The sequence below is a fragment of the Kitasatospora sp. NPDC059160 genome (assembly GCF_042755465.1).
GTDB lineage: Bacteria > Actinomycetota > Actinomycetes > Streptomycetales > Streptomycetaceae > Kitasatospora.
In genome coordinates this window covers 20,768-34,717 of the sequence record NZ_JBHZCN010000098.1, presented here as the reverse complement: position 1 = coordinate 34,717, position 13,950 = coordinate 20,768, and the positions used below count along the sequence as shown (strand labels likewise).

General features: G+C 76.4%; 13 protein-coding genes. 4 read left to right on the top strand and 9 right to left on the bottom strand.

Annotated elements, in window-relative coordinates:
* Window positions 1–121: 121 nt before the first annotated feature.
* The 6 genes from infA to ACFXOZ_RS32750 all read right to left on the bottom strand — a co-directional run bounded on the left by infA (window position 122) and on the right by ACFXOZ_RS32750 (window position 5,561).
* Window positions 122–346, bottom strand: coding sequence for a translation initiation factor IF-1 (gene infA, locus ACFXOZ_RS32775; protein ID WP_188306513.1), 225 nt, complete (start codon window positions 344–346; stop codon window positions 122–124).
* 457 nt (window positions 347–803) lie between these two features.
* Window positions 804–1,409, bottom strand: a complete 606-nt coding sequence (locus ACFXOZ_RS32770) for a TlpA family protein disulfide reductase (protein ID WP_380525326.1) — start codon at window positions 1,407–1,409, stop codon at window positions 804–806.
* A gap of 218 nt (window positions 1,410–1,627) precedes the next feature.
* A complete protein-coding gene (locus tag ACFXOZ_RS32765) occupies window positions 1,628–2,728 on the bottom strand; it encodes a chemotaxis protein (protein ID WP_375895748.1) in 1,101 nt (366 codons plus the stop codon).
* 172 nt (window positions 2,729–2,900) lie between these two features.
* Window positions 2,901–4,121 carry an NAD(P)/FAD-dependent oxidoreductase gene (locus ACFXOZ_RS32760; RefSeq protein WP_380593606.1) on the bottom strand — a complete coding sequence of 407 codons (1,221 nt, stop codon included), beginning with the start codon at window positions 4,119–4,121 and terminating at the stop codon, window positions 2,901–2,903.
* The gene (locus ACFXOZ_RS32755) at window positions 4,118–4,315 is read right to left on the bottom strand and encodes a ferredoxin (protein WP_375895754.1); all 198 of its coding nucleotides are present in this window, start codon (window positions 4,313–4,315) and stop codon (window positions 4,118–4,120) included. Before ACFXOZ_RS32755 ends, ACFXOZ_RS32760 begins: the two co-directional genes overlap by 4 nt.
* A 46-nt stretch (window positions 4,316–4,361) precedes the next feature.
* Window positions 4,362–5,561 (bottom strand): cytochrome P450, encoded by a 1,200-nt coding sequence (locus ACFXOZ_RS32750; protein WP_380593605.1) that lies wholly within the window; start codon window positions 5,559–5,561, stop codon window positions 4,362–4,364.
* Between the two features lie 280 nt (window positions 5,562–5,841).
* On the opposite strand from ACFXOZ_RS32750, the gene ACFXOZ_RS32745 reads away from it, so the two are divergent.
* Window positions 5,842–6,399, top strand: a complete 558-nt coding sequence (locus ACFXOZ_RS32745; RefSeq protein ID WP_380525322.1) for a MarR family winged helix-turn-helix transcriptional regulator — start codon at window positions 5,842–5,844, stop codon at window positions 6,397–6,399.
* A 24-nt stretch (window positions 6,400–6,423) separates the two neighbouring features.
* Here the strand turns inward: ACFXOZ_RS32745 and ACFXOZ_RS32740 are convergent, their stop codons facing one another.
* Window positions 6,424–7,764, bottom strand: coding sequence for a M14 family zinc carboxypeptidase (locus tag ACFXOZ_RS32740; RefSeq protein ID WP_380525321.1), 1,341 nt, complete (start codon window positions 7,762–7,764; stop codon window positions 6,424–6,426).
* Between the two features lie 159 nt (window positions 7,765–7,923).
* On the opposite strand from ACFXOZ_RS32740, the gene ACFXOZ_RS32735 reads away from it, so the two are divergent.
* Entirely contained in the window at window positions 7,924–10,752 is a 2,829-nt protein-coding gene (locus ACFXOZ_RS32735) for a BTAD domain-containing putative transcriptional regulator (RefSeq protein WP_380593604.1), read from the top strand.
* 62 nt (window positions 10,753–10,814) lie between these two features.
* Window positions 10,815–11,570, top strand: a complete 756-nt coding sequence (locus ACFXOZ_RS32730; protein WP_380593603.1) for a DUF6193 family natural product biosynthesis protein — start codon at window positions 10,815–10,817, stop codon at window positions 11,568–11,570.
* A gap of 20 nt (window positions 11,571–11,590) precedes the next feature.
* On the opposite strand, the gene ACFXOZ_RS32725 is transcribed toward ACFXOZ_RS32730, so the two are convergent.
* Together ACFXOZ_RS32725 and ACFXOZ_RS32720 are read right to left on the bottom strand one after the other, a co-directional pair.
* A complete protein-coding gene (locus ACFXOZ_RS32725) occupies window positions 11,591–12,001 on the bottom strand; it encodes a hypothetical protein (protein WP_380525316.1) in 411 nt (136 codons plus the stop codon).
* A gap of 109 nt (window positions 12,002–12,110) precedes the next feature.
* Window positions 12,111–12,482: a peptidoglycan-binding protein gene (locus ACFXOZ_RS32720; RefSeq protein WP_375895775.1), complete on the bottom strand. Its 372-nt coding sequence runs from the start codon at window positions 12,480–12,482 to the stop codon at window positions 12,111–12,113.
* A 543-nt stretch (window positions 12,483–13,025) separates the two neighbouring features.
* Here ACFXOZ_RS32720 and ACFXOZ_RS32715 point away from each other — a divergent pair.
* Window positions 13,026–13,913, top strand: coding sequence for a PIG-L family deacetylase (locus ACFXOZ_RS32715; RefSeq protein WP_380593602.1), 888 nt, complete (start codon window positions 13,026–13,028; stop codon window positions 13,911–13,913).
* Window positions 13,914–13,950 lie beyond the last annotated feature (37 nt).

Here is a 13,950-nt window from a genome sequence, read left to right as displayed (position 1 = left end):
CCACCCACCCCGAGCAACCCCGCGCGGCGCGGCCCCCGACCCCCCCGCCCGCCACACCCCCGGGGGCCCCGCCCCGCCCGGGGGGAGCGTGCCGGGCCACCGGTTCTCCCCCAGCCGGCCGCTAGTTGCGGTAGCGGTAGCGGATCCGGCCGCGGGTGAGGTCGTAGGGGCTGAGCTCCACGAGCACCCGGTCGTGCGGGAGGATCTTGATGTGGTTCTTGCGGACCTTCCCGCTGATGTGGGCCAGGACGACGTGCCCGTTCTGCAGTTCCACCTTGAAGTTGGCGTTGCGCAGGCACTCGATGACGGTGCCTTCGACTTCGATGCCGTTCGTTGTCTTGGTCATGGTGTTCACCTCATTCTTCGTTCGTTCGTTCGGTGTCGGGGTCGTTCGTTCGATGCCGGGGCGGCCGGTGCGCGGGTCAGCGCCGGACCGGTTCCAGGGTGCTGCCCGCACGCCGGGCGGCGCCCTCCGGGGGCGCGGCGGCGGGGACGCTCGGGACAGCGGCGCTGGGGACAGCGGCGCTGGGGAGGGGAGCGCTCGGGGCAGGATGCGGCGCACTCATGGTGCTGCCTTTCGGAAGTGCCTTGCCTGAGGCGCTCCCGGGCGACGCCAACGTCAATCGCCCACCGTGACGACGAGGGGGAGCACCCACGCGGTTCCTGCCTTCATGGGTCTCACCTCCTCGCATCGGTCGCACGGCTGGGCAGACGGTAGCAGCCGACGACCCGCCCGCCCAAACGATTTACGCCCCGGCGGGGCGCCACCGCGCTCGGCCGGACCCGGCCGCACTCGGCCGCGCTCAGCCGGACTTCTCGGCGAGCACGGGCTCGACCATGGACTCCAGGGCATCGTAGCTCTGGCCGCCGAGGGCGCGCGCCGCGAGACGGCCGCGGCGGTCGACCACCAGGGTGGTCGGGAGGGAGCCCGCGTCGAGGGTGCCCGCGGGGAACCTGAGCAGCTGGGTGCCGGCCGGGTCGAACAGGCTGGGGTAGGTCAGGCCCTGTTCCTGCTGGAAGCGCCGGGCGTTGGCGATGTCCTGGTCGCGGGTGTTGATGCCGAGGAACTCGACGTCCTGGCCCTGGTAGTGCTGCCGCAGGCGTTCCAGGGCGGGCGCCTCCGTGCGGCAGGGGCCGCACCAGGAGCCCCAGATGTTGACGACGACGACCTTGCCCCGGTGGTCGGCGAGGGCCGCCGGGCCGCCCTCCAGGGTCTGCCCGGTCACCTCGGGGGCGTCCCGGCGCCCGTCGGCGGCGGCCCGGCCGATGCTGGTGCCCTTCTCGGTGACGAAGACCGCGCCCTCGCCGCCGGAGGAGCAGCCCGCGAGGAGCGCGGCGGTGAGGGCGGCGGCGAGCGCGGCGGGGGCCGCCGCGGTCCGGCGGCGGCGCGGTGGTGGGTCGACGTCCATGGCCGAAGCCTCGCACTGCTGACGCCGGGCGGGTCATGAGGGTGCGTCATCCCCGCCGCGGGGGCGTGCTGGGACCGGCCGGTGGAGCACCTGACGCGGCGTCCGCGGACCGTACTGCCGTGCGGGGCCGGGGAGTTGACGGCCGTGGCGCCGGGGCGGCGCGGCGCGGGACGGGCGCTGAGGCGCGGCCCGGGCGCGACGGTGAGGGGTCGGTGCGCTCAGTAGCGCAGGTCGGCGGCGATGCCGCGGGCGTCGGCGAGGGTGCCGTCGGGGACGAAGGCGACCCGGGCCCCGGTGTCGAGGGCGCGCTCGACGACCTCGTCGACGATGTCCTCGCGGGCGCCGGCCTCGCCGGGCTCGGCGGGGACGAGGTGCTCGCCGGCGTCGCGGACGGTGGCGCGGTGGTTCTCCTCGACCACCAGGAGCGCGACGCGCCCCTCCCCCACCGCCTGCCAGACCTCGTCGAGGCCGGCGGCGAACCCGGAGCGGCCGCGGGCCTTGTCCAGCCGGGCGAGGGCGTCGGCGGTCTCCTGCTCGGCGTGGGCCCGCACGGCGGGCCCGACCACCTTGCGGACGGTCTCGACGTCGGCCTGGGCGAGGCCGCCGTGCGGGATCTGGGCGGTGGCCTCCTTGGCGATCGGGCCCGCGGCGTCCAGCAGGGCCAGGGCGGGCGCCTCCCCGACCACGTACAGCGGGCGGGGGTCGGCGGCCAGGACCTTGCCGAGCGCGGTGTCGGCCTGGCGCAGGAAGGTCTTGGTCTCCTCGTCGCGGAAGGTGCTGGGGGTGTCGCCGATGCGCTCGCGGCGCTCCGGGTCGGGGTTGTCGAAGAAGGCGCGGGTCAGCGGGAAGCCGTGGGCGCGGTCCTCGGTGACCCGCTCCGGGGTGCCGCTCCACAGCACGGCCCGGTCGGCGGCGACGGCCAGCACCCAGTAGGGGCGCTCGGCGGCCTGGGCGGAGACCAGGTTGCGGGTGAGGAAGGTGTCGGACAGCACCACCCGGGCGGGGGCCGTGCGGGCGAAGGTCCACACCTGGTGCTCGCCGGGCGCGGCGAGGATCGCCAGGCCGTCCTCGGCGTGCACCAGGTCGACCTCGGCGAGGGCCTTGTCGAGCTGCCCGACCACGTCGATCCGGTCGGCCCGGGAGACCTCGGGGTCGGCCTGGAGGCGCTCCTTCGCCTCGGCCAGCAGGTTGCGCAGCCGTACCGGGTCCTGGGTGTTGTCGGGTTCGCGGCGGTGGGTGGGCATCAGGACGGACACCGCCGGGTAGGGCCGGGGCCGGCGCAGTTCGGCGAGGACGGCGGGGCTGAGGGCGGGGTGCATGGGGACCCTTTCCGAAGGCGGTCGGCCTTCTCTGCGTGGGCGCACGGTGCCTGGCGCTGCTGCTGCCAAATGCCCCTAATGTAGCGATTTGCCCCCGATATCGCCGGGTCGGCCGGCCGCCGCCCCTTGCCGGCCGGCCTCCCGCCCGGCCTCCCGGCCCCCGGCCCCCGGCTCAGCCGACCGGTGCGGCCTCCCGTTCGGCGGCGGGCGGCCAGGGGCCGTGGGCGGCGACCTGGGCGCGCAGTCCGCGCAGGGCGCGGGCGGCGGCGATGCCCACCGCGCCGGTGACCCGGCCCTCCCGCAGACAGGCGGCGGCGAAGCGGTGCTCGGCGAGGCTGCCGTCGACCAGTTCGAAGCGGTCGGCGGCGCCCGGGCTGCCGAAGGCCTGCACCCGCAGGCCGTACTGGTCGGTCCACAGGTACGGGACCGGCGCGTAGGCCTGGCGGGTGCCGTCCGGGCCTGCCAGCAGGTTGCGGGCGGCGAGCAGGGCCTGGTCGGTGGCGTTGGTGCGCTGTTCGAGGCGCCGGCGGCGGCCGGTGCGCGGGTCGGGCCAGGAGGCGGCGTCGCCGGCCGCCCAGACGCCGGGGCCGGCGGCGCAGTGGGCGTCGCAGGCCACGCCGTCGGCCAGCGGGACCCCGCTGCCGGCCAGCCACTCGGTGGCCGGCACCGAGCCGATCGCCATCAGGACGGCGTCGGCGGCCAGTTCGCCGCCGTCGGCGAGCCGTGCTCCGGCGGCCCGGCCGTGCCGCCGGAGCACGGCGGCGGCCGCGCCCCGGTGGATCCGCACCCCGTGCTCGCGGTGCAGGGCGGTCAGCAGCGCGGCCGTCTCGGCGCCCAGGACGGCGGCCAGCGGCGCGGCGGCCGCCACCAGCCAGGTCACCTCGGCGCCGAGCCCGACGGCGGTGGCCGCCGCCTCGGCGCCGAGCAGTCCGCCGCCGACCACCAACAGCCGTGCGCCCGGCCGTAGTTCCTCGCGCAGGGCGAGGGCGTCGGGCAGCGTGCGCAGCACGTGGGCGCCGGGCAGCGGCGTCTCGGCGCCGGGCAGCCGGCGCGGGCGGACGCCGGTGGCCACCACCAGGGCGTCGCAGCGCACCTGCCGGCCGTCGGCCAGGTGCAGGGTGCGGGCGCCGCGGTCCAGGCGTTCGGCCGCCACCCCCAGGCGCAGGTCCAGCCGCAGCTCCGCCAGGGCGGCGCTCCCGCGCAGGGCCAGCTTGTCCGCCGGCAGCCGGCCGTCGAGCAGCTGCTTGGACAACGGCGGCCGGTCGTACGGGGGTTCGGGCTCGGCCCCGACGAGGGTGAGGCGGCCGTCGTAGCCGGCCCGGCGCAACGCCTCGGCGGCGTGCAGTCCGGCGGCGCCGGCCCCGACGACGGCCACCTCGCGCAGTGCGGTCACACGTTCTCCAGGGTGATCGCCGCGGCCGGGCAGACCGCGGCGGCGTCCTGGACGGCCTGGTGGAGGCCGGCCGGGGGGCGGGCGTCGAGCAGGACGACGATGCCGTCCTCGTCGCGCTGGTCGAAGACCTCGGGGGCGGCGAGCACGCAGTGGCCGGCGCCGCAGCACTTCTCCTGGTCGATCAGGACGAGCATGGGGTTCCCTTCGGGGGTGGGGGGTCGGGGTGGGGGCGGGCCCGGACTACCAGGCGATGGGCAGCTCGTGGACGCCGTAGATGAGCATCTCGCCGCGGAAGCGGACGTCCTCGAAGGCGGTGGCCAGGCGCAGTTCGGGCAGGCGCCGCAGCAGGGTGTCGAGGGCGATCTGCAGTTCCAGCCGGGCCAGCGGCTGGCCCAGGCACTGGTGGACGCCGAAGCCGAAGGCGAGGTGGCGGCGGGCGTCGCGGGTCAGGTCGAGGCTGTCGCCGTCGGCGAACTGCGCGGTGTCCCGGTTGGCGGTGCTGATCATGCAGACGACGCCCTCGCCGGCCCGGATCCGCACCCCGCCGAGCTCGACGTCCTCGGTGGCGACCCGGGTGAGGCCGGAGTGCACGATGGTCAGGTAGCGCAGCAGTTCCTCGACGGCGCCGGGGACGGCCTCGGGGTGGCGGCGCAGGTGGTCGAGCTGGGCGGGGTGGCGCAGCAGGGCGAGGACGGACAGCGCGGTCATGTTGGCGGTGGTCTCGTGCCCGGCGACCAGCAGCAGCCGGCCCATCGCGCCGATCTCAGCCGTGTTGAGTTCGCCGCGTTCGACCAGGCGGCTGAGGATGCCGTCGTCGGGGTGGGTGCGCTTGGTGTCGGTGAGTTCCTCCAGGTAGTCGGTCAGCCGGGCCTGGGCGGCGATGACGTCCTCGACCGAGGAGTCGCGGCGCAGCAGGACCCGGCTGCACTCCTGGAAGAACTCGTGGTCCTGGTAGGGGACGCCGAGCAGCAGGCAGATGACCAGGGAGGGCAGCGGCAGGGCGAACTCGCGGACCAGGTCGGCCCCGGTGCGGCCCTCGGTCATCCTGTCCAGCAGTTCGTCGGCGATGCGCTGGACCTCGGGGCGCAGCGCCTCGACCTTCTTGATCATGAATTCGCCGGTGAGCATCCGGCGCAGGCGGGCGTGCTCGGGGTCGTCCATCCGGATGAAGACGGGCTGGCCGTTGTTCAGCTGGCGGGCGCCGGCGCTGACGAAGGGGAAGCCGGGGCGGGTGGAGTCGGAGCTGAACCGGGCGTCGGAGAGCACCGCCTTGATGTCCTCGTGGCGGGTGAGCAGCCAGCTGGGGGAACCGTCCCAGAGGGAGATGCGGCTGATCGGCTCGTCCTGCTGGGCCTGCTGGTAGGCCGGCGGCGGGGCGAAGGGGCAGGTGCCGCGGGCGGCGGGGTGGGTGAAGCGGGGGGTCTGTGCGACGGTGGCCATGGGGGGCTCCCCTCTCGGAGCTGGCTGTGCCGGATGGGTCGGTCCGGTCCGGCCCGCGGTGCCGTGCGGGGCACGCGAGGGTGCGGCCGTGCGGGGCACGCGGGTGCGGCGGGCGTGCGGGCCCGGAGCATTTACGTGCCAAAAGCAACTAACTCGCTGTCACGCTAACTCGCGGTCCGTGGCGGCGAAAGGGCCCATCCGGTGGGCGCCGAATCTGTCCGAAATCCGGTGACCGGTCTGCGCCGCAGCCGGGAGGCGCACCGGCCGCTAAAGTTCCCCCATGTCGGACGCCGCAGACGATCGGACCGCCACCGCGGACACCGCCACCGCAGACCTGGAGGCCGTACTGGCCTCGCTGGCCTACCTGCTGACCCGCTCCCAGGAACACGAGCGCCGCACCGCCAAGGCCGGCATCACCGCCGCACGCTCGGACGTCTACCTGCTGCGCGCCCTCGCCGAGGCCGACGGGCCCAGCCGGGTGGGCGACCTGGCCGCCCGGCTGATGGTCAAGCCCTCCCACGTCACCCGGCAGATCGACCGCCTGGAGGGCCAGCACCTGGTGGCCCGCACCCCCGACGCCCTGGACCGCCGGGCCCGCCGGGTCGCCCTCACCGCCGACGGGCGCGCTCTGCTCGAGCGGCTGAAACAGGCCAACATCACCGGCCTGACCGACGCCCTGGACGGCGTCCCGGAACCGGACGTCGCCGCGACCGTCAGCGTGCTGTGCCACCTGATCGAGCGCTACGTCCAGCGCGTACGGGGCTCACTGCTCTCCGAGGACGACCCCGCTCCCCCGCCTTCGGCCCACGCCGCCCTGCGCGACCCCGTCGAGTCCTGAGCCCGCCCCGCGCGGGGCGGGCGGTCAGGGGAGGGGGACGGCGGCCGCGGCGGCTTCGGCGGTGTTGGCGTGGTGGGCGGCCTGGCGGGTGACGGGGAGCCAGGTGGGGCGGAAGCGGTGGCGGTAGTGGGCGCACCAGGTGTCGAGGAGGGCGGCGGGGCGGGGGTCCTGGGCGGGGATGGCGCGGCGCAGCAGGGCGGCGGCGCGGACCGGGATGCGGTGGGCCCACAGGTCGATGCCGGCCAGGTGGGCGCGGGTGAGCGGGGGCGGTGCCGGGCGGGGGCCCTCGGGGGTGCGCGGGTCCCAGGCGTCGGCGAGTTGGCGCAGTGCGGTGAGCTGGGTGCGGGTGGCGCGCAGCAGCGGGGTGTCGTGCGGGTCCTCGTGCGGGGGGAGGGCGGTCAGTAGGGCGGTGAGCTGTCGGCCGCGCTCGCGCAGGTGGTCGGCGGCGGCGCGCAGGTGGCGGTCGGCGTCCTGGGCGGGGACGGGGGCGTCGTCGCCGAGGTGGTGGCTGGTCCAGGCGGGCACCTCGACGACGACGGTGCGCCCGCCGTGGCGCCGGGGGGCGAACCAGGTGGCGGCCCGGGCGCCGCCCCGGGCCTCGTCCTGGTCGGTGAGCATGCCGGTGGTGTTCTCCTGGGTGTCGATGTGCTCGGGCTCCATCAGGAAGACGCCGGGGCTGACGGCGGGCAGCCGGTGGGTGTCGAAGGAGCCGGTCTCCACCGGGATGCCGAGGGCGGCGGCGGAGCGGGTGAAGGGGGCGGCGAGGGCGGTCGGGTCGGCGGTGGCCTGGAGGAAGGTGCCGCCGACGTCCGCGGTGTGCAGGGAGAGCTGGAGGGCGGGCCGCAGTTCGTCGATCAGGTCGAGCAGGATCCGGCTCTCGGGGAGGCGGCCGCCGATCGCCGGGGCCCATTCGGGCTGCTCCTCGGCGGCGGGGCGGTAGTAGCCGGCGAAGTAGGCGGGCAGGGTGCGGGCGAGCAGGCCGCCGCCGGCCAGGTGGGCGCCGTCGGGGTCGAGGCAGAGCAGCAGGTGCCAGGTGGTGGCCGGGTGCCGGGCGGGGCGGGCCAGGGCCCGGTGGGCGAGTTCGACGAGGCCGGCGCGGCCGGAGAACTCGTCGGCGTGGGCGCCGGAGACGACCAGGACGTCGGCGCCGGGGCGGGGGCCGTCGGCGGGGCGGGGGTCGGCGGGGCCGATCGAGAGGAGCTGGAGGGGGCGCCCGGCCCGGGAGGTGCCGAGGGTGCGCAGCCGGCAGCGTCCGGGGTGGCGGGCGGCCAGGTGGTGGGCGGTGGCGGTGAGCTCGTCGAGCGTGGGGTAGCGGTCGTGGAGCAGGATCGCCCTGCCCGCGGCGGTCGAGGTGTCGGTCAGCATCGGTCCCCTGCCCTGGTGTCCGGAGGTGGTATTGGATCCGATCGGGTACGGGTCCGTCCAGGGCGCCGGGCGGGGTGGTGCGAGGTGCTCCGGACAGGGGGCACCGTGTGTTATCGACAGATCCCTTACTGTCATATGCTTGTTATATTTGCTGGTCAGGTGGGGGCGTTGGTGGACTTCCGGTTGTTGGGCTCGGTGGCCGTGGTGACCGCGGACGGGCGGGAGCTCGCCCTCGGCTCGCCCAAACGCCGCAGCCTGCTGGCCACGCTGGCGCTGAACCCCGGCGCGCCGGTCGGCATCGACCGGCTGACCGAGGCCCTCTGGGAGGAGGAGCCGCCCCGGCACGCCCGCACCGTCATCCACAACCACGTCTCCGGGCTGCGCGCGGTCCTGGCCGAGCACCGGGCCCCCGAGGCCGGGGTCGAGCTGGCCACCGACGGCAGCGGTGGCAGCGGCGGCTACCTGCTGCGGGTGCCCGAGGCGGCGGTGGACGCCCGGCGCTTCGAACGGCTCGTCCAGGAGGCCGACGCCGCCCGTGAGCCCGACCGGGCGGTGACGGCCCTGCGGGAAGCGCTCGCGCTGTGGCGCGGACCCGCGCTCGCCGGCACCGAGCCCAGCCTGCCGCTGCAGTGCGCCGCCCGGGCGCTGGAGGAGCTGCGGCTGTCCGCCGTGGAGGAGCTGGCCCGCGCCCACGGGCGGCTCGGCGACCACGGCGCGGCCGTGGGCGTGCTGGCCGCCGAGGCCGCGCTCAATCCGCTGCGGGAGTCGCTGGTCGCCGCGCTGGTGACGGCTCTCGGCCGGGCCGGACGGCGCCCGGAGGCGCTGGAGTGGTTCCACCGCGCCCGCCGCACCCTGGCCGAGCAGCTGGGCATCGACCCCGGGGCGGAGCTCGCCGAGGCCCACGAGCTGGTGCTGCTCGGCGACGTGGCACCGGGGCCCGCGACGGCATCCGGGCCCGCGACGGCATCCGGGCCCGCGACGACGCCCGCCCCCGCCCCCGCGCCGGTCCCCGCCCCCGCCGCCGTGCCGGCGGAGCCCGTCCCCGCGCCGTGGCCCTTCCCCCGGCGGCCCCGGGGGTTCTCCGGGCGCGAGGACGAGCTGGCCGCGCTCGACCGGGCCGCCCGCGCCCCCGGCGCCATCACCGTCGTCACCGGCGGGGCCGGGGTCGGCAAGACCGCCCTCGCCGTGCACTGGGCGCACCGGCGCCAGGCCGACTTCCCCGACGGGCGGCTGTTCGTCGACCTGTGCGGGCACAGTCCGCTGCCCGAACGCGCCACCGGCGCGGTGCTGCGCGAACTGCTGCTCGCCCTCGGCCTGCCCGCGGAGCAGATGCCCTCCTCCCCCGAGGCGCTGGCCGCACGCTACCGGGAGCTGACCGCCGGGCGCCGGATGCTCATCGTGCTCGACAACGCCCGCCGCTCCGAGCAGGTCCGCCCGCTGCTGCCCGACGGGGACGGCTGCGTCACCCTGGTGACCAGCCGCGACCGGCTCGGCGGGCTGGTCGCCTCGGACGCCGCCCGGCCCGTCCCGCTGGCCGAACTGTCCGCCCCGCAGTCCGTCAGCCTGCTCGCCACCACCCTGGGCCCCGACCTGGGCCCCGACCTGGTCGGCGCCGAGCCCGAGGCCGCCGCCCGGCTCGCCCGGCTGTGCGACGGGCTGCCGCTCGCCCTGCGCCTGGCCGCCGCCCGCCTCGCCACCTGCCCGCACCAGGGGCTTGCCGCGCTCGCCGACGAACTCGCCGACGAGCAGGGCCGGTTGGGGCTGCTGGAGGTGGAGGACACCAGTGTCGCCGCCGCCCTGGCGCTGACCGTCCAGCACCTGTCCACCCCCGCCCGCCGGCTGTTCCGCCGCCTGGGCACCCACACCGGCACCACCCTCGACAGCCGCACCGCCGCCGCCCTCGCCGACGTCGAACTGCCCCACGTCGCGGGCGCGTTGGGGCAGCTGGCCACCGCCCACCTGGTGGTCGAGATCGACCGGGACGCCTACACCCTGCATGACCTGGTGCGCCTCTACGCCCGCAGCCTGCGCACCCCGCCCGAGGAGGACGACTCCGACACCCTGCCCCGGCTCCTCGACCACCTGCTGAACACCCTGCTCGCCGCGAGCGCCGCCGCCGAGCCCGGCAGCGAACCGTGTTGCGAGCTGCCCGCCGGGGCCCGGCGGCCCGTCGAGGTGCGCCCCTTCCCCGACCGGGCGAGCGCCCTGGCCTGGTACGCCGCCGAACGCGACACCCTGCGCGGCGCGGTCGAGGCGGCGGTCGGGGCCGGACTGCACGACCGGGCCTGGCGGCTGGTGCTGCTGCAGTGGCCGCTGATCGTGTGGCAGGTCCGGGACGGCTGGGTGCCGCTGCTCGAACACGGGCTCGCCGCCGCCGAGGCCGACCTCGACCCCGGTGCCCAGTCCCGGGCCCGGGCCCTGCTCGGCTGGGTGCTGCTGGAGGAGGGCCGGCCCGAGCAGGCCCTGGTCCACCTCGAACGGGCCCCCGGCCTGGCCGCCCTGGCCGGCGACCGCAGCGCCCAGGCCGTCGCCCTGGTCAACCTCGCCGCCGCGCTCGCCCGCTACGGCCGGCCCGGGTCCGGGAACGTCCCCGCCCGGGTGCGGGACCTGCTGGGCAGCGCCCTCGCCCTGGCCGAACAGGCCGGCCGCGCCGACCTCGTCGCCCTCGCCCGCCAGCACCTCGCCGACACCTGCCTGGCCGGTGGCGACCCCGAGGCGGCCGCCCACCACGCCGCCTGCGGCCTCGCCGTGGCCGAACCGCCCTTCCCGGCCGCCCGCCGGGTCGTCCTGCAGACCCTGTACGGCCGCGCCCTGGCCGCCAGCGGCCGCCGCGCGGAGGCCACCCGCCACCTCGACGCCGCCCTGCTCGCCGCCCGCGCCCACCAGTACGACGAGGGCGAGGCCGCCGCCCGGGCCGCCCTGCGGGCCCTGTCCGGCGGCGCGGGCGCGGCCCGCGGACACCACCCGGGGCCCGACCGGCGCTGCTGACGGCGGCGCAGCGGCCCGTGCCCGCCCTTCCGTTCACCGCGCGGCGGCGACAGAGTGCTGCCATGGACTGCGACCTCTACCCCGACGTGGCTGCCGCGGGCAGCCTGGCCGCGCTGCTGGAGCGGACGGCGGCCGGCCTCGGCATCGCCCTCGCGGTGACGCCCCGAGCACCGGGCTCGCTCACCGCGGCGCGCATCGCCTCCTCGACCCCCGGCCGCGAGCCGCTCTCCGTCTACATCGACGAAGCCCCGCGCCGGCGGTTCGGCATCGCGGGCCGCAGCGGGAGCAACCAGCTCATCGGCGGCGGGACGACCGACCTCGCGGCCGTCGTCCGGGCGGGCGTGGCCTGGGGAGCGGGCCGGAGCCTGCGGGAGATGGCGGCGGAACTGCCCTTCGAGTGCGCCGTGGAGTTCGCCGACGCCCTCGCCCAGGGGGCGGCCGCGGTGGTGGCCCTGCAGTGGCGGCACGTGCGGGAGCACGCGGCCCGGACCGAGGACTTCCCCGAGTTCACCGCCCTCGTGGAAGCGGCCCACGCCGAACCGCGGCTGCGGCGGCTCTCCGTGTACCTCAGCCACTGGACGGTCGCGTTCAGCTCCTGCACCGACTTCCCGTTCCGCGACGAGGTGGCCGTCACCCCCTCGCCGAACGGCCCCTACTACGTCCGGGACAACCCGCTCTACAACTCGCCGGGCAAGGAGCCGCTGTCCCGCGTCCTCGCCGAAGCCCCCTCGGCCGCCGAGGCCGTCGCCCTGGCGGCGGGCCACCTGCCCGCCGACCTCGGCCCGGCCGTCCTGGGCCGCGGGCTCGACGACGACTGACCGCAGGACCCGGCCGGGCGTCAGCGGTAGACGCGGGCCGCCCGCCCGGGGGCGGCCAGGACGTCGGCGGCGAACAGGCCGAGGTCGAAGTCCTCGGCCTCGACGAACGGGGTCGGGTCGTCGGCCAGGCCGTACCACTCCGGCGGCACCGGGTAGCGCAACTCGACGGCCCGACCGACGGTCAGCACGCACTGCGGCTCGGCGATCCGGTGCCGGACGGTGGTGGCGGCGTCGAGGAGCAGGTCCCGCTCCCCCACCCGGATCCGCAGCCCGTCCCCGGCCCGGTAGAACACCACCTGGGTGCCGCCGAGCCGGCCGTAGTGGCCGTGCGTCGGCTGCCCGGGGTCGGCGGTGCGGTCGGGACCGAGGCGTCCGGTCGCCGGGTCGAAGTCGGCGACCCGGCCGTAGGCGTCGAAGTCGGCGATCAGCACGGTGGACCATCTCCTTGACGGGGCCGGTGCTCGGACGGCGCCCGGGGGCGGGGCTCCGGATGCCCCGCCCCCGGGTTTGCCACGAGCTGTTCCTACCAGCTGTTCCTACCTAGATGGCCGTGCAGTTGGGGTAGGCGTCCTTGGAGCTCCACCAGTCCAGCTGGCCCCAGGTCTGCGGGCCGACCTGGCCGTCGACCTGGAGGTTCGGCATACAGTTCTGGAAGATGCGGACGCGGCGCAGGGTGTCGTCGCCGAAGACCCCGTCGACGGTGGTCTTGCCGAAGACGTCGGGGTTGAGCGAGTAGTTGAGCTCGCACTGGAGCTCCCTGACGGCGTCGCCGGTGGCGCCGTACTTGAGCAGCGGCTCGGCGGTGCTCCAGTCGCCGCAGCGGGTGCCTGCGGCCTCGGCGGTGCCGGCGGTGGCGACGGTGCCGGCGAGGAGCAGACCGGTGGCGGCCAGCCCGATGATGATCTTGCGCATGGGTTCCCTCCCGTTGGCGTGCGCCCGTTCTCGCGGCGCAGCGTGTGCCTCGACCCTAGCCAGGACCGATGCCCCAATGGGGTATCCAATTGACCGCCGGATCTGTGGGCCATTCGGGCCGGACGGGGCGGTCAGGACGGTTGTCAGGGCCGGTAGCCGGCGAGGGTGTGGCGCGGGTGCCGATCCTCGGGGTCGCTGCCGGGTGCACGGCCCCATGCTGGTGCGCGCGGCGCCGGGCCCACCCGAGTACGGGTACTCGGGTGGGCCCGGGCGGATACCCGCTCGGGTAGTGCGGGCTACCCGGACGGGAGTCGGGGGCGGCCTCAGGGGGCCGCCTCGGGGACGGCCTCAGCGGGCGGGGGTGCCCTCGGGTGAGGATGCGTCAACTGTTGTGAATGGCTTGTCCGAAGAACATTCATATCAGTTCGCGGCGACCGGCGCGGAACGGCGCCGGCCACGGCGTCGGGCGAGGGCGGGCGGCGGGGTGTCGGAGCGGCCGGGCAGACTGGGGGTGGATCACCCATACGAACCGAGGACGAGACCATGGCCGACCGGCCCCTGACCCTGATGGCAGTGCACGCCCACCCCGACGACGAGGCCACCGGCACCGGCGGCGTCCTCGCCCGCTACGCCGCCGAGGGCGTCCACACCGTCCTGGTCACCTGCACCGACGGCGCCTGCGGCGACGGCCCCGGCGGCGTCAAGCCCGGCGAGGACGGGCACGACCCGGCCGCGGTCGCGGCGCTGCGCCGCAAGGAACTGGAGGCCAGCTGCCGGGTCCTGGGCGTCGAGCACCTCGAACTCCTGGAGTACGGCGACTCCGGGATGATGGGCTGGCCCGCCAACGACGCCCCCGGCTCGTTCTGGGGCACCCCGGTCGCCGAGGGCGCCGCCCGGCTGGCCGAACTGCTGCACCGCTACCGGCCGGACGTCGTCGTCACCTACGACGAGAACGGCTTCTACGGCCACCCCGACCACATCCAGGCCCACCGGATCACCATGGCCGCCCTGGAGCTGGTCCCGGACGTGACGTCCAAGGTGTACTGGACCACCGCGCCGCACTCGTCGATGAAGCGCTTCTTCGAGGCGATGCAGGAGTTCGGCACCGACTGGGACGAGCAGGCCGGCGAGGCCGCGGACACCGGGGACGCCGGGGAGGCCGCCGCCGGGGCCGGGCGGGCCCCCGAGCCCGAGCTGCCCCCGATCGGGCTGCCCGACGAGGAGGTCACCACCTGGGTGGACACCCACGCCTTCGGCGGCCAGAAGTACGACGCGCTGGCCGCGCACGCCAGCCAGGGCGAGAACATCTTCTTCCTGCGGATGGGCAAGGAGCGCTTCACCGAGCTGATGGGCACGGAGACCTTCGTCCGGGTCCGCGACACCACCGGCGCCGCCCTACCGGAGCAGGACCTCTTCGCCGGCCTGCGCTGACGCGGGCCCGGTCGCCCCGGCCGGAGGGCGACCGGGC